The organism is Streptomyces sp. NPDC058335 (genome assembly GCF_042723915.1).
Lineage (GTDB): Bacteria > Actinomycetota > Actinomycetes > Streptomycetales > Streptomycetaceae > Streptomyces.
This window is the reverse complement of the sequence record NZ_JBHXHX010000018.1, coordinates 90,252-114,383: the sequence shown is the minus strand read 5'-3', so window position 1 is coordinate 114,383 and position 24,132 is coordinate 90,252. Positions and strand designations below refer to the sequence as shown.

Genomic DNA, 24,132 nt, shown 5'->3' with positions numbered 1-24,132 from the left:
GGGGGGAGGAGATCCTCTTCTTTCGTCCGGTTCGCTGCATGGAACCGTCGAAGACGTGGCCTCGCCGTCCACTGTCCGCCGCGACGGCTTCACCCGCCCCCCTGATCCCCGATTTCCACTCAAGGAGAGATCACACGTATGCCTTCCGCGTCCGGGACCACCCCCGGCAGGCTTCCCTTCGTCGTCTGGGTGCTCGCCGCCGGCACGTTCCTGATGGGGACCACCGAGTTCGTCGTCGCCGGCTTGCTGCCGGAGTTGGCCGGTGACCTCGGAGTCAGCGTCTCCCACGCCGGCCTGCTGATCACCGCCTTCGCACTCGGCATGATCATCGGGGCGCCGACCATGGCCATGGCGACACTGCGTCTTCCCCAGCGCCAGACGCTGATCCTGGCACTGTCCGTGTTCTGCCTCGGGCATCTGGTCGCCGCTCTCAGCACGTCCTTCACGGTCGTCGTCGCCGCCCGCGTCGTCACCGCCCTGGCCACCGGAGCGTTCTGGTCCGTCGGTTTCGTCGTCGCCACCACCGCCGCAGGACCGCACAACGCCACCCGCGCCACGGGCGTCATGATCGGCGGCCTGACCCTGGCCAACGTCGTCGGCGTGCCGATCGGCTCCTTCGCCGGCCAGTTCACCGGCTGGCGCGGCCCCTTCTGGGCCCTGGCCGCCCTCTCCGGACTCGCCGCCGTGTTCATCGGCCGCTTCATCCCGGCCCAGCAGCAGCGTGCCGAGGTGTCCCTCCGCGCCGAGGTCCGGGCTCTGCGCCAGGGTCGGCTGTGGCTGGCGCTCGGCGCCGCGATGCTGATCATGGGCGGCGTCCTGGCGACGTACACCTACGTCACCCCGCTGCTGACCGACCGCGCCGGCATCCCCGAAGGCGCCGTCCCGCTCGTCCTCATCGCCTTCGGCGTCGGCGCCCTGGGCGGCACCACCACCGGCGGCCGCCTGGGCGACCGACATCCGATGTCCACCACCATCACCGCCGCCGCGGCCACCGCCCTGGTCCTGCTTCTGATGATCCCGCTGTCCGGTAACCCGATGACAGCCACCCTTCTCGTCTTCCTCATGGGTCTGACCGGCTTCACGGTCAACCCGGTCGTCACCGCCCTCGCCATGCGCTTCGCGGGCGACGCTCCCACCCTCACCTCAGCGCTGACCACCTCCGCCTTCAACGTCGGCGTCGCCGCCGGCTCGGCGATCGCCGGTTCGGCCCTGGACTCCTCCCTCGGCCTGACCGGACCGCCCCTCGTGGGTACCGTCATCGCGGCCATCACCCTCCTCCCGCTGATCGCCCTCGCCGTCAGCGGCACCGCGCGCAGGACGCGGATCGTCGCCCAACGCACCGCCCCCACCCACGCGCGACGCGACGAACCCGCGCAGGTGCCGTCACAGCGCTGACGCAGGCCCAGATGGGTCTGTCCAGCAGCGCGGCCCTCGAATACGCCCCGCGCGGCATCCGCATAAACGCCGTCTTCCCCGGGACCATCGACACCCCCATGGTCAGCGACATGATCGCCAGGGGGGGAACTCGACCGCGCCGAGGCAGAGGCCGACCAGCCCATCAACCGGCTCGGCACCGCGGAGGAAGTCGCCCAGGCGGTCCTGTGGCTGTGCAGCCCCGGAGCCGGCTTCGTCGTCGGCGTCACCCTCCCCGTGGACGGCGGCTACGTGGCCCGCTGGAGACAGCCCACGCACGACAGAGACGGGAGAGACATCATGGCATTCATCAAGCAGCAGCCCAGCAGCAAGGCCCCGGCCAACTGGTTCACCGGCGACGTGTGGTGGGACGTCATCGTGGCCGGCGAGGAGCAGTCCCGGATGCGCGCCAACCTGGTCCGCTTCTCCCCGGGCGCCCGCACCATCGGGCGCTCCCACGCCCTGGGCGAGACCCTGCACGTCGTCTCCGGCATCGCCCTGATCGGCACCCGGGACGGCACCGTCTTCCAGGCCCACCCCGGCGAGACCGTCGCCTGCCCGCCGAACGAGGAGCGCCGGCACGGCGCCGCCGCCGACCGGTTCATGGAGCACATCGCCATGTGGGAGGGCACAGGCGATGCCACCCCCGAGACCATCTGGGCCGAGCCGGTCACCGATCAGCAGTACAACAGCTCCCGCACCCGCACCCAGTAACCTCGGCCAATCATCGATCACGCAACCCGGGCTCAGTCGGGAGGTCAGGGCGTACCGACGAGGGCCTTGTCGGCGATCTGACCGAAGCGGACGATCAGTCCACCAAGCACAACGAAGTGGTGAGCGACGCGGACACACCCACAACCGGGGAGGCGGCGCGGCTCTGGCCTGCCTCTCCCCGCGCGAAAGTGCCCCCGATGACGTCAACCAGTTGCTCCTGACGGACAGTGAAGGGGGGAGAAAAGTCTCCCTGCCACGAGCGTTGCCGATGGTGCCAGACTGCCGATGCGACCAGTCACCGCTGCCAAGCCGCTCGGTGACCAGTTCCCCGCGGTGACGACGATTCAGTCTCCCGTTCCGCAGTCGAGTACGGCCGATCCGTCCGCGATACGAAGGCGTACGTATGTCCACTGAACTCCCCGAGTCCGCCGCCCCACCCCCCACCGGAGCCGGCGAGTCCTCACCAGCGCCCACCCGGCGCACCTTCATCGCCACCAGCACGGCGGTCGGTGGTGCGGTCGTCGCGGGCGGGGTGATCGGAGGATCATTCCTCGCGGCTCCGGAGGAGGTGGCCGCCGCCGAGGCGTCGCCCTCCACCCGCGTGTCCCTGACCGTCAACGGCACGCGCCGGACCGTGACGGTCGACAACCGCACGTCGCTGCTGGACCTGCTGCGCGAGCACCTCGGCCTCCCTGGCTCGAAGAAGGGCTGCAACGCCGGGGCCTGCGGTGCGTGCACCGTGCTGGTCAACGGCCGGCGGGTCAACTCCTGTCTGACGCTGGCGGTGCGTCTGGAGGGCGCCGAGGTCACCACCGTCGAGGGCCTGGCCGACGGCGATCAGCTGCACCCGCTCCAGCAGGCGTTCATCGACCAGGACGCCTTCCAGTGCGGCTACTGCACACCCGGCCAGATCATGTCCGGTGTCGGCTGCATCCAGGAGGGCCACACCGGCTCGCCGGAGGAGATCCGCGAGTGGATGAGCGGCAACATCTGCCGCTGCGGCTGCTACGTGAAAATCGTGCGCGCGGTCGACAAGACCGCCGCCCGGAAGTAAGGAGCGGCCGTCATGCATCCCTTCACCTACACGCGCGTGTCCGACACGCGGGAGGCTCTCAACGCGGGTCGTCGCGGAGGGCGTTACATCGCCGGCGGCACCACGTTGGTCGACCTGATGCGGGAGACCGTCGAGCGCCCCGAGGCGTTGGTCGACATCAGCGGTCTGCCGCTGGACGAGGTCACCGTCACCGAGCGCGGGGGCTTGCGCATCGGCGCCCTGGTGACCATGTCCGAGGCCGCCGCCCACCGCAAGGTGCGCGCCCTGTTCCCGGTCATCTCCGAGGCGCTGGAGCTGAGCGCGTCGGCGCAGCTGCGGAACATGGCGACCATCGGCGGCAACATCATGCAGCGCACCCGGTGCACGTACTTCCGTGATGTGACCGCCGACTGCAACAGGCGCGAGCCCGGTTCCGGCTGCGCGGCCCTGGAAGGCGTCAACCGTACGCACGCCATCCTGGGCACCTCCGACGCCTGCGTGGCCACTCACCCCTCCGACGTCGCCGTGGCGTTCGCGGCGCTTGAGGCGCAGGTGCGCCTGCTGGGCCCGGACGGGGAGCGCCAGGTCCCCTTTGCCGACTTCCTGTTGCGGCCGGGCAGCACTCCGGACCGTGAACAGGCCCTCAGGAAAAACGAGTTGATCACCGCAGTGGAGGTCCCCGCATTGCCGCGTCCCCAGAAGTCCGGCTACCTCAAGGTGCGCGACCGGCAGTCCTATGAGTTCGCCCTCACCTCGGCGGCCGTAGCGCTGCATGTGCGCGGCGGGGTAATCCGCGAGGCACGGGTGGCCGCCGGGGGTGTGGGCACGGTGCCGTGGAAGCTGCCGGCCGTCGAGCGGCACCTCGTCGGCGAGCGCCCCACCGACTCATTGTGGACGGCCGCTGCCGCCAAGGCGGCGGAAGGCGCCCGTCCCCTACAACACAACCGGTTCAAGGTCGAGTTGCTCAGGCGGACCGTCGCACGCCAGCTGCGCATCGTAGGAGGTACGAAGTGAGCCCCCAGCCGCAGGCAGCCGTGGGTGCGCCGCTGTCCCGGGTGGACGGCCGGCTGAAGGTCACGGGCAAGGCGCGGTACGCCGCCGAGTTCGATGTCGACGGGGCGGTGCACGCCGTCATCGTGGATGCGAGCATCGGCCGCGGCCGCATCACATCGATCGACACCGGCGCCGCCGAAGCCCAGCCGGGCGTGCTGCGGATGATCCACCACGGCAACGCACCGAAACTGCCGTACCGCGACAACGCCGGGTCGAACAACCCGCCGGGCCGGCGGCAGCGGGTCTTCCAGGACGACCGGGTGCTCTTCCACGGCCAGCCGGTCGCCGTCGTGGTGGCTACCACCCTCGAGGCCGCGCAGCACGGCGCGAGTCTGGTGAAGGTCGAGTACGAGACCGGACAGCCCTCGACCGACCTGCACGATGCGGAGCGGGACAAGCCGACGAACTACGCGCGCGGCGATGCGGAAGCGGGCCTGCGCGAAACCCCCGTACGACTGGATCTGACGTACCGGCTGGCGCGCAATCACCACAATCCGATGGAGCCGCACGCCACCATCGCCAGCTGGGACGGCGACAAGCTGACCGTGTGGGACAAGACGCAGTGGGTGATGGGCACGCACGACGAGCTCGCGGCCGTGTTCGACCTGCCCGCGGAGTCGGTGCGCGTCATCAACCCGTTCGTCGGCGGCGGCTTCGGCAGCGGGCTGCGCTGCTGGCCGCACAGCGTCGTCGCCGCCCTGGCCGCGCGGGAGACCAAGCGTCCGGTCAAGCTGGTGCTGAGCCGCAAGCAGATGTACTTCGGCACCGGCTTCCGGCCGTCGTACGAGTACCGGCTGCGCCTCGGCAGCGACCGGCGCGGCCGGCTGACCGCCGCGATCCACGACATCGACGCCGAGACCTCCTCGTACGAGACGTTCACCGAGGCCGTCATGGGCGCGGGGCAGATGCTCTACAGCATGCCGAACGTCAGCCAGGCATACCGGACCGTCCCCCTGGACGTGAACACCCCGATCTGGATGCGTGGCCCCGGCTTCGCCTCGGCGTCGTTCGTGATCGAGTCGGCCATGGACGAACTCGCGCACAAGCTGGGCGTCGACCCGATCGAGCTGCGCCTGCGCAACGAACCGAACGAGGACGAGTCGAGCAACCTGCCGTTCTCCACCCGTCGGCTGCGTGAGTGCTACACCGTCGGCGCCCGCGAGTTCGGCTGGCAGCGCCGCTCCGCCCGGCCACGTTCGAGGCGCGAGGGCGACTGGCTGATCGGCCTGGGCATGGCCGCCGGTGTCTACGACCCCGGGCGTTACCCCGGGCAGGCCCGGGCCCGTCTCGATGCCGACGGCACCGCTGTGGTCGAGGCGGCCACCAGTGACATGGGGCCGGGCACCTACACCTCCCAGACCCAGGTCGCCGCCGACGCCCTCGGGCTGACCATGCGTTCGGTCACCTTCCGGCTCGGCGACTCCCTCTACCCGCCGACCTCGCCGCACGGCGGCTCGTCGACCATGGCCAGCGTCGGCACTGCCGTCCACGACGCCTGCGACCAGGTGCGGCGGCAGGCGACCAAGCTGGCCGTCGAGGACCGCGAGTCACCGCTGCACGGGGTGGAGGCGGACGACGTGGTCGTACGCGGCGGCCGGCTGCACGTCAAGGACAACCCGGCCCGCGGCGAGACGTACCGGACGCTACTGGCCCGCAACGGCCGTACCCACCTCGAAGCGGACGGCTCCTACACCGGGCCACCCAGTCCCGCGCGGCACTCCTACCACGCCTACAACGCCACCTTCGCCGAGGTCGCCGTCGACGCGGCCCTGGGCCGCGTACGGGTGCGGCGCATGCTCGGCGTGTACGACGCGGGCCGCATCATCAGCCCCAAGCTCGCCGACAGCCAGGCCATCGGCGGCATCGTGGGCGGCATCGGCACCGCTCTGCTGGAGCACACGGTCACCGACCACCGCGACGGCCGGATCGTGAACGCCAACCTGGCCGACTACCTCGTGCCGGTGAACGCCGATGTCCCCGACGTCACGGCGATCTACCTGGACGGCGAGGACAACGACGGCAACGCGCTCGGGGTCAAGGGCCTCGGCGAGGTCGTCCAGGTGGGTGTGGTGGCCGCGATCGGCAACGCGGTCTTCAACGCCACGGGCCGCCGCATCCGCGAACTGCCCATCACCGCCGAGGCGTTGCTCTGACCCGTGCGCTGGCACGGCGCAGTGCACACCGCTCGTCCGGCAGCCTGCGCCCCGTCCGGCCGCCGGACCTTTCGGGGCCGCCGCCGCGTGACGTTTCCCCGGCGTCGTCGCGGCGGCGGCCCGCTCACCTTCCGATCCTGGTCCTGCTGTGGAGGACTGCCATGCTCAACATCGCGGACACACTGCACCGCTGGTGCCGCGAAGCACGCCCTTTCGCCCTGGCCACCGTCGTCGAGGTGCACGGCAGCGCACCCCTGCCGGTCGGTACGTCGGTCGCGGTGGACGGGGACGGCAACGCGGTCGGCAGCATCTCCGGCGGCTGCGTCGAGGGCGCGGTCTACGAGCTGTGCCGACAGGTGCTCCGTGACCGGGGCGCTCCGCAGCGGGCCTGGTTCGGCTACTCCGACGACGACGCCTTCGCCGTCGGCCTGACCTGCGGCGGCGAACTCGACGTCCTCGTCCAGCGCATCGATCCCGCAGCCCAGCCGCACCTGCGCACGGCTCTTTCCAAGATCGACCGAGGGGAACCGGTCGCCGTGGCGCAGGTCGTGGACGGCCCGGAGCACCTCCTCGGCTCCACGCTGAGCGTGCTCGGCGGTGACCGTACCGCCCACGGGCGCGTGGACGACGGCCCGGTGAACCGGGCGGTGGCCGACCGGGCCAGGGCCCTGCTGCGGGCCGGTCGCACCGCCCGCGTCGACATCGGCGGGGAAGGAGACGGATGCGCCGCACGGCTGTCCGTCCTCGTCCACGTCCATGCGTCCCGGCCCCGCCTGCTGGTCTTCGGCGCCGTCGACTTCGCGGCCGCCCTCAGCTGGGCCGGCCGCTTCCTCGGCTACCACGTCACCGTGTGCGACGCCCGCCCCGTCTTCGCCACCGCCGCCCGCTTCCCACACGCGGACGACGTGGTGGTCGACTGGCCCCACCGCTACCTGGAGCGCACGAGCGTGGACGCGCGCACCGCCGTATGCGTCCTCACCCACGACACCAAGTTCGACATCCCCCTGCTGCGCCTGGCACTCGACCTGCCCGTCGCCTACGTGGGGGCCATGGGCTCACGGCGCACCCACGACGAGCGCCTGCGGCTCCTGCGCGAGGAGGGCGTCACGGAAGACCACCTGGCCCGGCTACGTTCCCCGATCGGCCTCGACCTCGGAGCCCGCACACCCGAGGAGACGGCCGTCTCCATCACCGCGGAGATCATCGCCCAGGCCAACCAGGGCACGGGCCGGCCCCTGGCCCGGATCACCGGCCCGATCCACCAGCCGCCGGGGTTGATGAACTACCGGTAGGCCGGCCTCATAAACTCTGCAATCGTTCACATCGAGCGAGCTGCCGGCCGACCGCGTCCTCCTCGACGCCCTCCTGATCACCGGCCTGGTCAACGCGACCCCATTATCGGCCGCCCCTCCCCCTCCCAGCGAAAGGATCAGGTCGTTGATTTCCTACTGATGCGGTCGAGGAAGCCGAGCACCCGGTGGTTGACCTGCACTGTGGCCTGTTCGTCGTAGGACGGGAGGCTGCTGTCGGTGAACAGGTGCCTGTCGCCCGGGTAGAGGAACAGCTCGGCATCGGCAGCCGCCCCGACGACCGCGCGGGCGGCGTCCACGTCACCCTCACCGGCGAAGAACGGATCTGCGTCCATGCCGTGAATCTGTACCGGGACGTCCTGGGGCCAGGCGTCGCCGAACTGCGAGACCGGGACGCATGCCTCGAGCAACAGCGCGCCCTTCGCTCCGGGGCGCGTCTGGGCCAGCTTCTGCGCCGGCAGAACACCGAGCGAGAACCCGACGTAGACGAGCTCCGCGGGTAGCCCTTCGGCGGCGGCGGTTCCGCGCTCAGTGATCGTGTCGAACCCGGCGTTCTCGGCGTAGCCGATGCCTTCCTCGAAGCTGTCGAATACCTGCCCCTCGTACAGGTCCGGGACGTGGACGGTGTGTCCGGCCTGTCGCCAGTGCTCGGCGAACGCACGAACGCCGGCGGTCAGCCCGTGTCCATGGTGGAAAACCACCACCTCAGTCATGCCGCTCCCCTCCTGCTGCGGCGCCCGGGCGTCGCCGCGGCACGAGTATGGCCCGCAGCACTGACATCCGCGGGCCCGGCCGGACAGGATCAGGTGGTGGTCCCGGTTCGGTGAGGTGTGCTTCGAGGGCGGCGACTCGCCGGTCCTGGAAGCGCAGGTTCGAGCACTGCCCAATGCCTGGGCGGTGGTTTCCTCACCTTTCGCATCCCTGACCAAGCCATCGGCGATCGCGGTCCGTCCCGGCTCCGAGGAGCATTGATGCCTTGTCCGGTGCGCAGGGGGCATGCGAGACAGGACGCAAGACGAGACAGACGGCATGCAGGGCGTACCGTCTGTCCTGGGCGGCCTGCCGCCCAGGATGAACCGCTGAGGAGGCGAACCAGGTGACGGGTCAAGAATCCACGGAGATCGCCTCCGGGTGGCCGTCGGAGACCAGGGACGCCACGCTCTCCGTGGTTCTGGCTGCTCTCGGTACGGCGGCCTACGCGGTGGATGAGCAGGGCTGCATCATCGCCGTCAACGCTCTCGCCGAGCAGGTGCTGGCCCTGCCCGCGGCAGACCTCGTCGGTCACGACGCGCACGACCTGCTGCACCGTGATGCGCACGGTCAGCCGCTGCCCAGGACCCAATGCGCGATGCGGCCGGCGTTCCTGTCGGGACACGCGGCCCAGGCCGACCGGGAGTGGTTCGCCCGGGGGGACGCCCGTGGCCCGCTGCTGGTCTCCTGGCTGACCACACCCCTCGGCCCGCGTGGCCTCAGCGGCCACGAGCGAGTGACGCTGGTCCTCTTCCACACTCCCAACAGCGCCGAACCAGCCAGTGGGCCGTCGGAGCAGATGGCGCAACCGCTGCCGGAGCTGCAACGGCTGGCCCTTCTGGCCGAGACCACCGCCCAGCTGACCTCCACGCTGGACGCCGACGAGGCGGTGCAACGGCTCGTGGCCCTGGTGGTGCCTCGGCTCGCCGACTGGGTGGTCGTCGACCTGCTCAGCGAGCGTGACGAGGTGTGGAGGGCCATCGTGGCCCACGCCGAGAACGGTGCCGTCGTGCAGCACGAGGATCTCCAAGGTCCGATGCCGCCGGTGCCCGAGCATTCCTCGATGCCCCTGTCGCGGGCTCTGCGCGGCGTGGCTTCCACCCTCACCAACCCCGAGACCTACCAGCAGCCTCCGGACTCCGGCATCGCGGCCGAACAACGCCGTCTGTTCGAGGCCACCCGTATGCACTCCGCAGCCATCGCGCCCCTGCGCAGCACCCGCGAGGTCCTGGGAGCGGTGACCCTGGGCCGCTCCCAGACGCCGCAGCCGTTCCTTCCCGGCGATCTTGCCCTGCTGGAAGACATCGCCCGCCGCGCAGGTCTCGCTCTGGACAACGCACGCCTCTACCAGCGCCAGCGCGCTGTCGCCGAAACCATGCAACGCCACCTGCTGCCCCAACTCCCGCAGGTGTCCGGCCTGCAGATGACCGCCCGCTACCTGCCCGCTCCCGATGCCTCACAGGTCGGCGGTGACTGGTACGACGCCTTCCCCCTCTCCGACGGTGCCACCGCCCTCGCCGTGGGAGACGTCGTCGGACACGACCTGGACGCCGCAGCCGGCATGGCCCAACTGCGCAACATGCTCCGGGCCTACGCCTGGTCGCACCAGGAACCCGCCAGCCAGATCGTCGACCGTCTCGACCAGGCACTCACGCACATCACCGACGTCTCCATGGCCACCATGATCTTCGCCCGGATGGAGACGGCGGACGACGGACGGTGGTACCTGTCCTGGACCAACGCCGGGCACCCACCGCCCCTGCTGGTCACCCACGACGGCCTGGCCTCCTATCTCACCGACGGCCACGGCATCCTCCTGGGCACCGGAACCCACCAGCCAAGACCCGACGCGACCGCCCTCCTCCCACCCGGATCCACCCTGCTGCTCTACACCGACGGCCTCATCGAGGCTTCCGGCCACTCCCTCGACGAGGGCCTGAACCGACTGCGCCAGCACGCTGCGGCCCTCGCCCACCGACCTCTCGCAACCTTCACCGACCAGCTGCTACGCCGGGTCCGTCCAGCCGACAACGACGACGACGTGGTCCTGTTCACCCTGCGCACCCCACCCTGACCTGACGATGAGGTCGCACGACCGGAGCCTGATCCGGACCTGGGAGTAGATCGTCGGCGACGCCACATGGAGCGTCAGGAAGATCACGAACTCGAGTGGGGTTCCGCTCCGCCTCATGCTGATCACAGCAGATCGGACGGCAGAACCGGTCACCTCGATGATCTGCACGGCTTTCCGCGCACCTCGCCCGCTTCCTCTGCCACGCACATCAGGAGACGAGCCCGCCCAGGGCCGCGATCCCGCCGGTGCGAGGCAGCTTCCCTGGGCCACCTGCGGCCTCCACCCACGCGGGCGCACACGCCGGGACATGTCGACTCGTGCATTTCTGCCGCCTTGCGCCGACCTTCGAAACGCCTCCCCATGCGTCGGCTGGCAGCCTTCCGTCCTGAAGGTCCTGCCATTGGGCAGTCTTCGGTGTCATTCGGTCCCAGGCCGCGTACGGCGGGCGTACGCGCGGGCGGCGCGAGCCCGGTCACCGCAGCGGGTGGAGCACCAATGGCGGCGGCCGTGGCGGAGCAGGTAGCGGTTGCAGGGAGCGGAGCCGCATGCCGTGAGGCGTTCGGCTTCGACGGAGGTGAGCAGGTCGGCGGCGTCGGCGGCCAGGGCTGCCAGGGCGTGGTCCAGGATCGCGGTGGTGGGGTGGGGGGTGGAGCGGTAGGGGCCGCTCTTGTCGTCCCATTGCAGCAACGGGGCTGTCGGGACTCGGGTCATCGCGTCGTTGACGGCCGAGACGGCGGCGGGGAGAGCGGGGAGCCCTGCGACGCGTGAGGCGAACAGTGACCTGATCTGTTCGCGCATCGAGCGCAGCTGCGCCGCGCACATTTCCAGCATGCCGATATCGACCGGGGCGAGACCGCTTTCGGTCAGCCAGCGGTTCGCCCGTGCGGGAGTCCCCAGGAGATCGACCGTGTGTCCGCCGGGCAGCGCGAACGCGCTGTTGGCGAGAGCTAGGGACAGGTGCTGTTCCTCGCCGCGGGCGGGCGGCAGATCGGGTTCTTCCAGCACGGACTCCTTCATGCCTCTCATGGTAAGGCTTGCCCTCATCCGTGAGAAACCCCTACAGTCACCTCACGGTTCAATCAATTCTATCCGTGAGGCGTTCCTCCATGTCCTCTGGCGCATCGAACAACCAGTTCCCCGTCCGTGTTCTCGGCGGCCCGACGGCCCTCTTCGAGTACGGTGGCCTGCGTTTCCTGACCGACCCGACATTCGACGGCCCCGGCGACTACCCTTCCCAGGGCCCGACCCTGACCAAGACCGCACCCTCCACCGCAACCCCGGTCGACCTCGGTCCGGTCGATGTCGTCCTGCTGTCGCACGACGAGCACGCCGACAACCTCGACAAGTCCGGCCGGGCCCTGCTCGCCGGCGTGCCCCTCACGCTCACCACCCCCGACGGCGCACGGCGCCTCGGCGAGAGGACCAAGGGCCTGGCCGACTGGGAGTCCGTGGAACTCGACCGCCCCCAGGGCGGCACGGTGACCGTGACCGGTGTACCCGCCATCCATGGCCCCGGAGCACGGGAGGAGGTAGAGCCGATCACCGGCCAGGTCGTCGGCTTCGTCCTGACCGCTGCCGATCTGCCCACGGTCTACGTCAGCGGTGACAACGCCTCACTCGACGCGGTCAAGGAGGTCGCCGCGCGCTTCGCCCCGGTGGACACCGCCATTCTCTTCGCCGGAGCCCCGCGCTTCCCCATGCTCTTCACCGGCGGGCTGCTCGTCCTGGACAGCGCCCAGGCCGCCGAAGCCACCCGGATACTCGGTGCCGGCCGTGTCGTCCCCGTGCACTGTGACAGCTGGGCCCACTTCACCGAGGGCCGCGACGAGTTGAAAGCCGCCTTCGACGCCGCCGGCCTGAACGACCGTCTCGACCGGGACTGGATCCAGGGCGCCTGAGCGGCACGGCCGAGGCGAGCACGGCGCCAAGGACAGCCGGCATATCCGCGTGGGAGTGACCGCGCCGGGTCCAGCCGTACAACGGGATGGGCTGTCGGCGATGGCCCTCTGCGGGTCGGTTCCGCACCGGGATCAGCGGCACCGGGGGGTGTTGATGCCCCAACCTGCCTTCGGGAGGTTGCATCAGCTGCGCAATTCCCGGTGCGCTGAACGGGCGAGAGAGCAAGACTTGGGGCTCCATGGATGCAGGCGGTGAAGCGGATGGCGTGGCGTGAGGCGCGTGGCATGAGGCATTCGACGGGTCGACCGGGACCCGACAGCTCCTATACAGGCGGACACGGGTGGAACACGCCCCAGCGGCAACGTCCCCTTACCTCACGTCGGACCACACAACATCGGGGGATGACTCCTTGACTCCACATTCCCTGACGTTCTACATGGACGTCGTCACCACCGGCACCGTGCTCGGTGCGGGCACCGCGGATTCTCCCGACGACGTCACCAAAGTCCTCGGGTCGGGCTTCGCCGAAAACACCTTCAGCGACCACAGCATGAGCCGTGACTACGGCCTCGCCGAGTTTTACTGGGACCGAGCTTCCGCCGACCATCCTTGGTCCGGCCACCACCTCACCCTGCCGGTGCACCGACTCGCGTACCGGGACCGCACCCTCGTCAACGACGTGCTTCGTGCCCGGTACGGGCGGTTCACTCCACGGCTGCGGTTCGGAAAGCTGCAACGTCTACTCCTGCGGCGCGGCGTCCCCCTCTTGGAGATCCCGGAGATCCCGGCGAACGCGCCGTACTTCCGTACTTTCTGGCAGCCCGACTCCCTTGTGGCCGTCTCCGTCATAGGGACCTACGGCGAGTACAGCACGCCGGACAATCTGCGGGTCGGCGACGTGTACAGCATGCATACCCCGATGGCTGCCACGGAGGTGGATTGGCGGAGGGCACTGCTCGGGTAGCGCTCGGTCCGCCTGCCGTACCGCGGGGTCAGCTCAGGCATCGGCTCGGCGACAGTCCACCGGCCGCGCTCCGGTGCGGGCCTTCGCCCTCTGCCGCCGCGCCGTACGGCCCCCTCCCGGCAGCGGCATACCGCGCGGCAGAAGGCTCACCCGGCGCTACGAGGTTCACGGCGCCGGTACGGCACCGATCTGCTGCATCACCCCGAGGAGATCGGGCTGGCCCCGTTCGCCGACGATCCGGCCGTCGGCCAGGTAGGAGAAGTTCATGGCCTGCACCGAGATCTTGTTGCCGCTCGCCGGGATCCCGAAGAATTCACCGTCGTGGGTTCCCCGCATGGTGAACCGCGCGGCCACGGTGTCGCCTTCGGTGACCGTCTCCTCCAGCGTCCACTGGACGTCGGGGAAGGCGCTGCGCATCATCCCGATGACTTCCAAGTACCCATCGGGCCCCGCAGTGGTTCCGGGTGGCTTGGCGCGTGGAACACCGCGTCCGGAGAAACGACCTCGCGGGCGAGATCCTCGTTGCCCGTGTTGATGAACTCGACGAAACGGTTCATCACTGTCTCGGTGGACTGCGAGGGCATCTTGGTGTGCCTCTCCGGAGACGTTTGGGCGGGTACCTGCGAGCGTAACATCGAACCGATGTTCACATCGATTCGATGTTCGCGTGCGATGATGGACTCATGCTGGAACTCGCGATACTCGGCTTCCTCGCCGAGGGACCCCTGCCTGGACACGAGCTGCGCCGCCGCATCTCACAGCTGACCGGCTATACGCGGCCGGTCAGTGACGGCAGTCTGTATCCGGCGATCAATCGCCTGACCAGGGCGGGCTTGATCGAGCGGCGCGCCGACCCGGCCGCGGGGGCGGCCCGGTACGTGCTCAGCCCGACCGCGGCCGGGCGGGCCGAAATGCTTCAGCGCCTGCGCAAGCCCGCCGACCACGAGATCACCGACTCCACCCGGTTCTACGTCGTCCTGGCATTCCTCTCCCACCTGCCCGACCTGGCCGAACGGCACGCGGTGCTGCGCAGACGGCTGGAGTTCCTGGAAGAAGAACCGGCGAGCTTCTTCTACGACAACGAGCGGCCCCTGCGTGCCGAGGAGGTCGCCGACCCCTACCGGCGGGGCATGCTGCTCACCGCCCGCGCCACCAGTCGCGCCGAACGGACATGGCTGCGCGAGACCCTCGGGGAGGAACCGCCCGTATTCGACCCCGCATGCACCGACAGCGATCCGCATGCGCCCGCCGTTCCCGCGAGCTGACTGCCCACGGAGGTACCTCCATGCTTGCATCCTGGTACGACGACCAGGGACCCGCCGCCGATGTCCTGCACGTCGGTGAACTCCCTGATCCCGTCCCCGGCCCCGGCGAGGTGCGCGTCCGTGTCACCGTCTCGGGCGTCAACCCCGGCGACACCAAGAAGCGGCGCGGCTGGCTCGGCTCGTCCATGCCCTTCCCGCGGGTGATCCCGCACAGCGACAGCGCCGGAGTCATCGACGCCGTGGGCGCCGGAGTCGACGCCGGCCGCGTCGGACAACGGGTCTGGGTATACGGCGCCCAGTCCTACCGCCCCTTCGGCACCGCCGCCCAGTACACCGTCGTACCCGACCACGAGGCCGCACCCCTGCCCGACCACCTCAGTGACGAGCTGGGCGCGAGCCTCGGCATCCCCGGCATCACCGCCCACCGCACCGTCTTCGCCGACGGCCCGGTCGACGGCCAACTGGTCCTGGTCCACGGAGTTCTCGGCGGCGTCGGCTCCCTGGCCGCCCAGCTCGCCCACTGGGCCGGCGCCACCGTGATCGCCACCGTCCGCCGAACCGCGGACCTCGACCGCGTCGACCCGGCCGTCGCCCACGCCATCGCCCTGGACACTGGCGAGCCCGCCGCTGCCATCCGCTCGTACGCGCCGCGGGGCGTCGACCGGATCGTCGAGGTCGGGCTGTCCGACAACGCCGATCTCGACAACGCCGTCGCCGCCCAGGGGGCCGTCATCGCCGCCTACGCCACCCGCGCGGACCGCACCGAGATCCCCTTCTGGCCTCTGCTGTTCAACAACGTCACCCTGCGGCTGCTCGGCAGCGACGACTTCCCCGCCGAGGCCAAGCGCCAGGCCGCCCGCGACCTCACCTCCGCCGCCGCCGTCGGCGCCCTTACTGTCGCCGTCGGCGACTGTTACCCGCTGGACGACATCGCCAAGGCCCACGACCACGTCGACGCCGGCGGCGGCGGCGGCCACGGCCGCATCCTCGTCACCATCCCCCAATAGCGCAGACTCGGAGCACTGCCCTGCTCAACTGCCCAGCCCTGCGGGGCGGCCCGTCGCGCTGCCAAGTATTCGGACCAGTTCCCGCCGGCGAGGGTGGCCCAGCGTTCGGCTGTCCTGGGGTGAATTCCGATCAGGTCGGCGATGACCATGGGCGGCAGGTCTACCAGGGCGTCCATCATGGCGGTGTTCCGTGCCGCGCGGGCGGGCAGACCGTGGTGTCTCAGGGTGTCGGCGAGGCCGAGGGGTTGCGCGGGCGTCCAGGGCTGTGACCGGGCAAGAGGTATCTGCACCCGGCCGTGTTGCTGTGCCGAGGGCTGTGCTGGAGCTGATCGTCGATGAGGCGGGCGAGCTTCGGCGGGAGCACGATGGGGTGGTGGTTGACCGTCAGGTAGACGCCAAGGCCCGCGCCCTCGGCGAGCAGGCCATCGCCCACCTGAAGACCTGGCGGCTGCCGCGCAAACTCCGCTACAGCACCACCCGCATCACCGACCCGGTCGAGGCCATCCTCATCCTCCACCGGGCGGCATCAGGCTGAGGTCGGAACATGGCTCACCGACATCCAGGGCATCATCACCCGGCGCCCGCACGGCGGCACACGTTGACGTCGGACGAGACAGCGGTGACCGAGCACGCCACACACGTGCTCGGCCGCCGGCGGTGTGACAGTCGGCGGCGGGCGTCAGCCACGACCCGAGCGGGTCCCCTTTCCCATGCCCGGGGCCGCGAACGCCGTTCCTGCTCGTATGTGAGGGTCCGTACCGAGGCGCTCGGTCGGTCGGGCTTTCACGAACGAGCCTTTTGACCATCTGTTCAGCTCGCAGGACTGGCGGAAATCAGCCACCACGGACAACGATGTGTCCTTCCCACATCTGCACCAGGAGCAACAAGTGAACGTCTCGCTGTCCGTGTGGCTGCTGACCCTGGCGGCCCTGTGCGTGCTCGTCGCCGTCGACTTCTTCATCGGCCGCAAACCCCACGACGTGTCCCTCAGAGAAGCCGGCACATGGACGGTGGTGTGGATCGTCCTGGCCGTGCTGTTCGGAGTGGGCCTGTGGTACTTCGGTGGGAGCGGACCCGCCGGCGAGTTCTTCGCCGGGTACATCACCGAGAAGTCGCTCAGCGTCGACAACCTCTTCGTCTTCGTCCTCATCATGGCGAAGTTCGCGGTGCCGTCGCAGTACCAGCAGCGGGTGCTGATGGTCGGCGTCGTGATGGCCCTGGTGCTGCGCGCCGTCTTCATCGCGGCCGGCGCGGCGATCATCTCCACCTTCTCCTGGATCTTCTACCTCTTCGGCGCGTTCCTGATCTGGACCGCATGGAAGCTGGTGCAGGACGCCCGCAAGGACGCCCACGAGGAGGAGTACCAGGAGAACAAGCTGCTGAAGATGGCCGAGCAGCGCTTCGGCGTGGCCGACCGCTATCACGGCACGAAGCTCTTCATCACCGAGAACGGCAAGCGGATCATGACCCCGATGCTGGTCGTGATGCTCGCGATCGGCTCCACCGACGTGCTGTTCGCGCTCGACTCCATCCCCGCGATCTACGGCCTGACCCAGGACCCGTACATCGTGTTCACCGCGAACGCCTTCGCCCTGATGGGCCTGCGCCAGCTGTACTTCCTCATCGGCGGCCTGCTGAGGAAACTGGTCCACCTCTCCTACGGCCTGTCGATCATCCTGGGCTTCATCGGCGTGAAGCTGGTGCTGCACGCGCTGCACGAGTCGGGCGTCCACGTCCCGGAGATCAGCATCCCGTTCTCGCTCGGCTTCATCGTGCTGGTCCTGGCGGTGACCACCTTCACCAGCCTGCGGGCTTCGAAGAAGCAGGAGGCCGAGGAGGCGGCACGGCGCGCCACCGGGTCCCGGTAGGCCTCCGGGTAGTTGCTGACGGACGCCTGTCAGACGATGCGGTCCGCGGGCAGTGCCGCCACCTCCGCGCCGGTACGCGGTCCATGCGGGCGGGCAGGCCTGTGAGGTCGTCCAGGATCGCGGCGACATCGCTGACCCCGGCGCAGGCGATGCCGATGCGTCGAGAGGCGCACGGCGGGTGCGGCGAGAGGGCCGGGGAAACGGGCAGGGAGCAATCTCGGCACCGCGCCCCCGGGCCCACTCGGCGACGAGGTCGGCCCGTCGATATGACCCGCCGCGTCCCAGAACCCGAGACCGCGGGTGGGTGCCGTCCCGCTTCGGCGGCGGAACAGGTCGTGCACGCGGCCCCACGGCCCTTACCCAGCGGGCAAGTCCGGCCACTGCCCTCCCGGCACAGTCCCGAGGGCACCGTCCGGCAACCTCTTTCACCTGGAGGGCGGCTCCGACGCGGCCCTCGACACCCGCAAGGTGGAACTGTCCTAGGACGACGGCGCCACCTGGACGACGGCACGTCTCAACGGCAGGGGCAACGGCAAGGTGAGCCTGCCGCTGCACGCGCCCGCCTCGGCGCAGTACCTCACGCTGCGCGTGCAGGCCGGTGACAGCCGCGGCAACACCGTGACCCAGACCGTCGCACGCGCCGCAGGCATCGCCGGATGACGCCGGCATGACTCAAGCCGTCCGGCGGTCCCCGCCACGACCGCCGGACGGCACGTGTCCGCGCCCGTCCCTGGCAGCAGGTGTCGTCGCCACACCGACCGCAGCGGGATGCTGCGGGCCGGTACGAGTTCGTCGTGGTCCTCGTCGTCGGGGAAGGTGGCCAGCTCGAAGCGGCGTGGGGCGAACAGCCCGGCACAGGCGCGCGCCACCCGGCCCTGAGTACCGCTCAGGCCCTCCGAGGTGGTCGAACGGGATGCGGGGCAGCGGCGACGCCCCGCCCGACGAAGACCGGCAGACCCGCCTCGTCCGAGCGGCCGGGTTCGCAGATACAACGGCTTCGCCGTCGCCTCCTGAGTGTTCTCGATCCCGACGCGTTCTCGAGAGAGGGAGCGCATTACCCTGCTCCCATGGTCTCGCAGCCGTCAGTGCAACCCACCGTTTTCCACGCGCCGTTCCGCGAGCAGTTCGAGATGTTTCTCGACGAGCATCGATCCGCGCTGCACGACAGCCTGAACGGGCTGACCGAGGAACAGGCCCGCAGGTCGCTGGTCCCGTCCAAGACCACCCTCCTGGGCCTGGTGAAGCACGCCACGTTCGTGGAGAAGGTCTGGTTCGACGAGGCGATCACCTGCCGGTCCCGTACCGAGATCGGCATTCCCGGCTCCCCCGACGAGTCGTTCGATCTCCACGACGGCGACACGATCGCCTCGGTCCAGCGTGCCTACCAGCAGGCTTGCGCGGCGTCCCGCCGAGCGACGGCGGAGTTGACGCTGGACGACCTCCTACTCGGAAACCGCCGGGGCCCACTGCCGCTGCGTTGGGTCTACCTCCACACGCTGCGCGAACTGGCCCAGCACTGCGGCCACGCGGACATCCTTCGGGAGCAGACCCTCGACGGCACTGCGCACCGCGGCTGAACCACGACCGTCCCGGGGCCCCCGCGGCCCGGCCCGAGGATCCGGAGGGCCCCAAGCGGCCGGGACTGACCGGCCCCCTGGACGACGGTCACCCGGATCTTCGCCAAGTCGGCCGAGGTCGCTCCTGGCGTGGACGGCGCCCTGCTCGCCGTCCACCGGGATCAGGCGTCGTCACGAATGCCGACGGGGGCGGCCGCTCCGCCCGCTGTCATGTGCCGTTGTGATCGCCGGTCAGGCGCCGTCGCCCGGTCTGAGAGGGCTCACCCGGGGCACTGACGCCTTGCCCGTGTTGGAGACCTCGCCGCCGGTCCAGCGCACCGAGATCGAGGCTGTCTCGTCGGGCGGCGTGAGAAGCAGAGCCGCCGGTGTCACGGTGGTGACGCCGGTGATGGCCGGATTGGCATACGTCAGCGCCGACCAGGCGCCGGCACCGGGAGTGAGCGTCACGGTCCGTTGTTCTTCGCCGGTGGCACGCTCAGGATCCGGGGTGACCGCCTCGCCGGCGCCGTTGACGAACGCCATTCCGGGGAAGCCGGACACCGTGCAGGTGCGGGTGGAGACGTTGGTCAGAACGATCGCGAAATTGGCCTGACCGGCTCCAGGGCGGTTGGCCCCGACCGACGCCCTCAGTTCAGAGGTATGGCAGCGGCGTCTCGCCGCCGGTACGGCGGACCCCGATGACGCCGTGCCCGCACCGAGGGACGTGGTCGGTGTCGCGGGCGGCTCGCCGGTGGTGCCCCCGTCGGCAGGCCCTGGAACCGTGGGGGTTCCGGTCGGCGAAGAGGAACCTGACACCGTCGCGCCGTCGGCCGCGGTGCCGTCCGTGTTCTGGCTCGTGCAACCGGCCAGCACGGCGCAGCAGATGAGAAGGCTGGGTGGGAATACACGGTGTGTCACGCTGCTTCCCGAGGTCCCTGACGCCGCAGCAGGTACTTGTGCTGACCCGACAACACGAGTTCGTCGCGCTGGTTGTGGACGGTTGCGGCCGTGACCACCACGCCGTTGGCGTCCTGTGGTTCGAGACCGGTGATGGTGAGAGCCGGGTACAGGGTGTCCCCGGAGTGCACTTCGGCCAGGAAGGTGCAGGACAGTTCGAGGAAGGTGATGAACACCTCGCCGATGAAATGCGGGAACAGGGTGGCGCCGGGGGCGGTGAAGGCGAGGACCTGCAGACCGTGGACGACCGGTGCGCGGTGGCCGTGCCTGCGTGCCCACTCGGCGTCGTAGTGCACCGGGTGGTTGTCCGCGGACACGGTCTGGAAGGCCGCGGCGTGCGCGTCTGTCAGGGTGCGGCTGGGCGCTCGGAAGACCTCACCGACGCGCAGGTCCTCGAACGTCCTGGCCGGCACGACCTGGAAGGTTTCGGGGTCGAACGCCGTCGGTGTCACCGGGTCGGTGTGGGGCTGTGTCATCAAGGTGTCCTCTCGTGGGGTGCGGTCGTGCTGTTGCAACAGAGGCGGACCTACGAGCCCGTGGGGATCCGCGCGGCCAGGAGGTTGGGGTCGTTGTCGGTGAAGTAGGCGCCGCTGGCGATGTAGGCGGTGGTGCCCCGTACGGCGAGCGAGGTCGGGTTCTCCAGCCCGTCGGCGCCTGTGAGCACGACCTTGTGTCGGCCGTCGGGCTTGACCAGGGCGATCTCGTTGTCCGCGTTGATCGCCGCCAGGAGCGTGTCGCCGTGGCCGGTGAAGGCGAAGTCGTCGATGTCGACCAGGCCGGTGGCTCGGATGTCGACAGGGCCGGCCGTTTCGTGCCGGGTGATCGGGATACGCAGCACGGTGCCCTTGTCCAGGTTGGACACCCATACGCCGCCATTGTGGACCTTGATGCCGTTGGCTCCGAGGAATCCGGCGGCGGCCAGTGCCGGTGCCTCGGCCCAGCGGGTGGGTGTCCCCCCGGTGACGGATACCCGCCAGATCGTGCCGAGGACCGAGTCGGCCACGTACGCCTGACGCTCGTGCCGGTCGAGGGCCAGGCCGTTGGGCAGGCCGTCGGCCGGGAGCGCGGCGATGCGCTGAGGGGTGCCGCCGGGGCGCAGGCGCCACAGGCCGGTCAGATCGTTGCTGCCGGTGGCGTACAGGAAGTACAGGGTGCCGTCGTGGGCGCGGACGATGCCGCCGAGGAACGGGGACGAGAGGGCGGGAGTAGTGGAGCCGGCCGGCGCTTCGGGCAGGGTGGCGAGAACGCGTACTGTGCCGTCGGGGCTGATGCGGGCGACCTGACGGCTGTAAGCGAAGGTGACGACGGCGCTGCCGCCGGGTTCCAAGGTGATGTTCTCCGGCCGCTGACCGTCGGCGATGTCGAGGTGGGCCACGAAGCGCGGCTTCGGTCCGGGGTCGGCGGTCGCCGTGGTCGCGGGGGCGGCCGCGGTCACGGCGAGGGCGGCCGCCACGGCGCAGGCCAGACGGCCGGTGCGCGTCGCTGTCAGGAATGCTGGCATGTGCGTTCTGCCTTCTTTCTCTTCGTCATCTGGGGAATCGGGGCGGTTTCTGAGGTGTCAGCCGACGAACGTCTGCCGTAGCTCGCCGATTCCGCTTACGGAGCTGACGAGTTCGTCACCGGGGGCGAGCCAACGTTGTGGTGTGCGGCCTGGGCCGACACCGGCCGGGGTGCCGGTGAAGAAGTGACGGGAAAAGACCAGTCACTTGGGCGATCACCGTGCGGGCCTGAGCGCACGGGAACCCCCGCGCACACAGCGCGGCGGCGCGGAGTGTGCGCACGGGAACCCCCGCGCACACTCCGCGCCGCCGCGCTCGGACGCTTTGCATCCCACGGAGTCAGCCGCTCCAGCCCGCCAGAAAGTCCAGGAGTTCGCGGTTGACGACGTCAGGACGCTCCTCCTGGCAGAGGTGCCCGCACTGGGCTATGGGCACTCCGCGGACGTCGCGGGCCATTGCCTTCCACACGTCGAGGACGTCGTAGGCCTCTCCAACGGCGCTGAAGTCCTCGCCCCACATCGTCAGCACCGGGCAGTCGATGAGCCGGTCGGTGTCCTCCTGGTCCTGAGCGACGTCGCGGAGTACGGCGGTGTGGTGCGTGATGCCTGTCAGATCTGCCATGGAGATACCCGTTCGGATCGGATCGAAGGGGGCGCGGGCTGCCGGCCCGGTACCGGCCGCTCGGTGGGTACCGCACCCGGCAAGTGCCCTTGGGGGAACGGCACCAGGCCGTCGCCGCTCATGGACGGGGCACGTTGCGCAGGTTGGTCCGCGCGAGCTGGATCATGCGTCCGACGCCTCCCGTGAGAACCGTGCGGCTCGCCGACAGGGCGAAACCGGTGACCTGCTCGGTAGTGATCTTCGGCGGGATCGCGAGGGCGTTGGGGTCGGTGACCACGTCCACCAGGGCCGGTCCGTCGTGCGCGAAGGCGGCGCGCAGCGCCTCGCGTACCTCGGTGGGCTTCTCCACCCGGATGCCCCGAGCACCGGCGGCCGTGGCGATGGCCGCGTAGTCGGTGTGCGGGTAACCGGTGCCGTGGGGTGGCAGTCCGTCGACCATCATTTCCAGGTCGACCATGCCCAGCGACGAGTTGTTGAAGACGACGACCTTGACGGGCAGATTGTGCTGGACCAGCGTGAGGAAGTCCCCCATGAGCATGGAGAAGCCACCGTCCCCCGAGAGCGAAACGACTTGGCGCGAGCGGTCGAGGTACTGTGCGCCGATGGCCTGCGGCAGAGCGTTCGCCATCGAGCCGTGCACAAAAGAGCCCAGTATCCGACGGTGACCGTTCGGCGTCAGGTAACGGGCCGCCCACACGCAGCACATCCCGGTGTCCACGGTGAAGACCGCGTCATCGGCCGCCTCCTCGTCGAGTACGGCAGCCACGTACTCGGGATGGATGGGCGTATGGGTGTCGACGTTGCGGGTATAGGCGCCGACGGCGCCCTCCAGGGCGTGGACGTGCCGCTTCAGCATCCGGTCGAGGAACCGGTGGGACGACTTCTCCCGCACCGCCGGGGTCAGGCACCGGAGTGTCTCGCGGACATCTCCCCAGACGGCGAAGTCCAACTGAGTGCGCCGTCCGAGCCGTTCGGGCTGGATGTCGATCTGCACCGTCCGCACGTGGCGGGGCAGGAAGTCCGTGTAGGGGAAGTCGGTGCCGAGGAGCAGCAGCAGGTCGCACTCATGCATCGCCTCGTATGCGGCTCCGTAACCTAGCAGGCCGGACATGCCGACGTCGTACGGGTTGTCGTACTGAATGTGCTCCTTGCCACGGAGTGCGTGCCCCACAGGAGCCTTGACCCTCTCGGCGAAGGCCATCACCTCCGCGTGCGCACCGGCGACACCCCGGCCGCAGAACACCGTCACCTTCTCGGCGGAGTCGACCAGTTCGGTCAGCCGGGCCAGTTCCGCATCCGCCGGCCGGACCGAGGGCCGGTCCTGAGGTGTCGCGAGTTCCGCCCCGCCGTCGGGAGAGTCCTCGGCGGCCACGTCTCCCGGCAGGGTCACGACGGACACACCGCGCCGGCCGACCGCGTGCTGGATCGCCGTCTGCACCACGCGGGGCATCTGCCGGGGCGACGAGATCAGTTCCGAGTAGTGACTGCACTCCTCGAACAGGCGGTCGGGATGTGTCTCCTGGAAATACCCGGTTCCGATCTCGCTGCTGGGTATTTGAGCGGCCAGAGCCAGAACCGGTGCCATCGACCGGTGGGCGTCGAACAGGCCGTTGATCAGATGCAGGTTGCCCGGTCCGCAAGAGCCCGCGCACGCGGCGAGTCTGCCGGTGAGCTGTGCTTCGGCGCCGGCGGCAAAGGCCGCGACCTCCTCGTGCCGAACCTGCACCCACTCCAGGGCGTCGTGCCGTCTCACCGCGTCGACGACGGGGTTCAGGCTGTCGCCGACCACCCCGTACATGCGGCGCACGCCGGCGCGCGCCAGGAGGTCGACATACTGTTCGGCGACAGTCTGCTTGGCCATGGTGCTCCTCAGGTGGTCGCTCACAGGGGCGGCCGCCAGGCTAATCAGCCCTGGAACGGCCTCCTTGCTCCTGCGCGCACGAGGGGGAGCCCACCAGAGCACTGAAGGCCCCCCGACGCGAGGGCCTCGCTCGCC

General features: G+C 69.9%; 22 protein-coding genes and 3 pseudogenes. 16 read left to right on the top strand and 9 right to left on the bottom strand.

The features are described from left to right. The first annotated feature begins 138 nt into the window (after window positions 1–138). The 7 genes and pseudogenes from ACFWJX_RS30790 (at window position 139) to ACFWJX_RS30760 (ending at window position 7,658) form a co-directional block, all read left to right on the top strand. Window positions 139–1,395, top strand: coding sequence for an MFS transporter (locus ACFWJX_RS30790; protein WP_383249550.1), 1,257 nt, complete (start codon window positions 139–141; stop codon window positions 1,393–1,395). 11 nt (window positions 1,396–1,406) lie between these two features. Next, window positions 1,407–1,674: pseudogene (locus tag ACFWJX_RS30785) on the top strand (SDR family oxidoreductase); the annotation flags it as partial. Window positions 1,675–1,713: 39 nt separating this feature from the next. Further along, window positions 1,714–2,127, top strand: a complete 414-nt coding sequence (locus ACFWJX_RS30780) for a cupin domain-containing protein (RefSeq protein ID WP_383249638.1) — start codon at window positions 1,714–1,716, stop codon at window positions 2,125–2,127. A 403-nt stretch (window positions 2,128–2,530) separates the two neighbouring features. Then, the gene (locus ACFWJX_RS30775; protein WP_383249548.1) at window positions 2,531–3,181 is read left to right on the top strand and encodes a (2Fe-2S)-binding protein; all 651 of its coding nucleotides are present in this window, start codon (window positions 2,531–2,533) and stop codon (window positions 3,179–3,181) included. A gap of 12 nt (window positions 3,182–3,193) precedes the next feature. Next, window positions 3,194–4,174: an FAD binding domain-containing protein gene (locus ACFWJX_RS30770; protein WP_383249546.1), complete on the top strand. Its 981-nt coding sequence runs from the start codon at window positions 3,194–3,196 to the stop codon at window positions 4,172–4,174. After that, window positions 4,171–6,366, top strand: coding sequence for a xanthine dehydrogenase family protein molybdopterin-binding subunit (locus ACFWJX_RS30765; RefSeq protein WP_383249544.1), 2,196 nt, complete (start codon window positions 4,171–4,173; stop codon window positions 6,364–6,366). The genes ACFWJX_RS30770 and ACFWJX_RS30765 overlap by 4 nt, the downstream gene beginning before the upstream one ends. Before the next feature lie 161 nt (window positions 6,367–6,527). Continuing rightward, window positions 6,528–7,658, top strand: a complete 1,131-nt coding sequence (locus ACFWJX_RS30760; protein ID WP_383249542.1) for an XdhC family protein — start codon at window positions 6,528–6,530, stop codon at window positions 7,656–7,658. 137 nt (window positions 7,659–7,795) lie between these two features. Here ACFWJX_RS30760 and ACFWJX_RS30755 read toward each other — a convergent pair whose 3' ends face one another. Further along, the gene (locus tag ACFWJX_RS30755; protein WP_383249540.1) at window positions 7,796–8,389 is read right to left on the bottom strand and encodes a dienelactone hydrolase family protein; all 594 of its coding nucleotides are present in this window, start codon (window positions 8,387–8,389) and stop codon (window positions 7,796–7,798) included. A gap of 383 nt (window positions 8,390–8,772) precedes the next feature. Between ACFWJX_RS30755 and ACFWJX_RS30750 the strand changes: the two genes are divergently transcribed. Next, window positions 8,773–10,500 carry a SpoIIE family protein phosphatase gene (locus ACFWJX_RS30750; protein WP_383249538.1) on the top strand — a complete coding sequence of 576 codons (1,728 nt, stop codon included), beginning with the start codon at window positions 8,773–8,775 and terminating at the stop codon, window positions 10,498–10,500. A gap of 417 nt (window positions 10,501–10,917) precedes the next feature. On the opposite strand, the gene ACFWJX_RS30745 is transcribed toward ACFWJX_RS30750, so the two are convergent. Further along, a complete protein-coding gene (locus tag ACFWJX_RS30745) occupies window positions 10,918–11,517 on the bottom strand; it encodes a CGNR zinc finger domain-containing protein (RefSeq protein ID WP_383249536.1) in 600 nt (199 codons plus the stop codon). 89 nt (window positions 11,518–11,606) lie between these two features. On the opposite strand from ACFWJX_RS30745, the gene ACFWJX_RS30740 reads away from it, so the two are divergent. Next, entirely contained in the window at window positions 11,607–12,398 is a 792-nt protein-coding gene (locus ACFWJX_RS30740; RefSeq protein ID WP_383249534.1) for an MBL fold metallo-hydrolase, read from the top strand. 410 nt (window positions 12,399–12,808) lie between these two features. Continuing rightward, window positions 12,809–13,363, top strand: coding sequence for a hypothetical protein (locus ACFWJX_RS30735; RefSeq protein WP_383249533.1), 555 nt, complete (start codon window positions 12,809–12,811; stop codon window positions 13,361–13,363). A gap of 165 nt (window positions 13,364–13,528) precedes the next feature. On the opposite strand, the gene ACFWJX_RS30730 is transcribed toward ACFWJX_RS30735, so the two are convergent. Further along, a complete protein-coding gene (locus ACFWJX_RS30730; RefSeq protein ID WP_383249531.1) occupies window positions 13,529–13,798 on the bottom strand; it encodes an ester cyclase in 270 nt (89 codons plus the stop codon). 248 nt (window positions 13,799–14,046) lie between these two features. Between ACFWJX_RS30730 and ACFWJX_RS30725 the strand changes: the two genes are divergently transcribed. The 6 genes and pseudogenes from ACFWJX_RS30725 (at window position 14,047) to ACFWJX_RS30700 (ending at window position 19,080) form a co-directional block, all read left to right on the top strand. Beyond that, complete coding sequence (locus ACFWJX_RS30725) at window positions 14,047–14,628, top strand: PadR family transcriptional regulator (protein WP_383249529.1); 582 nt, start codon at window positions 14,047–14,049, stop codon at window positions 14,626–14,628. A 20-nt stretch (window positions 14,629–14,648) separates the two neighbouring features. After that, on the top strand, window positions 14,649–15,635 hold the full coding sequence (locus tag ACFWJX_RS30720) for an NADPH:quinone reductase (RefSeq protein ID WP_383249527.1): 987 nt from the start codon (window positions 14,649–14,651) through the stop codon (window positions 15,633–15,635). A gap of 394 nt (window positions 15,636–16,029) precedes the next feature. Further along, window positions 16,030–16,170: pseudogene (locus ACFWJX_RS30715) on the top strand (IS5/IS1182 family transposase); the annotation flags it as partial. A 352-nt stretch (window positions 16,171–16,522) separates the two neighbouring features. Further along, window positions 16,523–17,503, top strand: coding sequence for a TerC family protein (locus tag ACFWJX_RS30710; RefSeq protein ID WP_383249525.1), 981 nt, complete (start codon window positions 16,523–16,525; stop codon window positions 17,501–17,503). 537 nt (window positions 17,504–18,040) lie between these two features. Beyond that, entirely contained in the window at window positions 18,041–18,163 is a 123-nt protein-coding gene (locus ACFWJX_RS30705) for a hypothetical protein (RefSeq protein WP_383249523.1), read from the top strand. 407 nt (window positions 18,164–18,570) lie between these two features. Continuing rightward, window positions 18,571–19,080, top strand: a complete 510-nt coding sequence (locus ACFWJX_RS30700; RefSeq protein WP_383249521.1) for a DinB family protein — start codon at window positions 18,571–18,573, stop codon at window positions 19,078–19,080. Window positions 19,081–19,311: 231 nt separating this feature from the next. Here the strand turns inward: ACFWJX_RS30700 and ACFWJX_RS30695 are convergent, their stop codons facing one another. The 6 genes and pseudogenes from ACFWJX_RS30695 to ACFWJX_RS30670 form a co-directional block, all read right to left on the bottom strand. Further along, window positions 19,312–19,875: a DUF4232 domain-containing protein gene (locus ACFWJX_RS30695; RefSeq protein ID WP_383249637.1), complete on the bottom strand. Its 564-nt coding sequence runs from the start codon at window positions 19,873–19,875 to the stop codon at window positions 19,312–19,314. A 98-nt stretch (window positions 19,876–19,973) separates the two neighbouring features. Beyond that, on the bottom strand, window positions 19,974–20,492 hold the full coding sequence (locus ACFWJX_RS30690) for a MaoC family dehydratase (protein WP_383249519.1): 519 nt from the start codon (window positions 20,490–20,492) through the stop codon (window positions 19,974–19,976). Between the two features lie 50 nt (window positions 20,493–20,542). Further along, window positions 20,543–21,517, bottom strand: coding sequence for an SMP-30/gluconolactonase/LRE family protein (locus tag ACFWJX_RS30685; protein WP_383249517.1), 975 nt, complete (start codon window positions 21,515–21,517; stop codon window positions 20,543–20,545). Window positions 21,518–21,574: 57 nt separating this feature from the next. Continuing rightward, window positions 21,575–21,697 (bottom strand): annotated as a pseudogene (locus ACFWJX_RS30680) (fumarylacetoacetate hydrolase family protein); the annotation flags it as partial. Window positions 21,698–21,854: 157 nt separating this feature from the next. Further along, on the bottom strand, window positions 21,855–22,136 hold the full coding sequence (locus ACFWJX_RS30675) for an alpha/beta fold hydrolase (protein WP_383249515.1): 282 nt from the start codon (window positions 22,134–22,136) through the stop codon (window positions 21,855–21,857). Window positions 22,137–22,254: 118 nt separating this feature from the next. Then, complete coding sequence (locus ACFWJX_RS30670) at window positions 22,255–23,997, bottom strand: pyruvate dehydrogenase (RefSeq protein WP_383249513.1); 1,743 nt, start codon at window positions 23,995–23,997, stop codon at window positions 22,255–22,257. Between the last annotated feature and the right edge of the window lie 135 nt (window positions 23,998–24,132).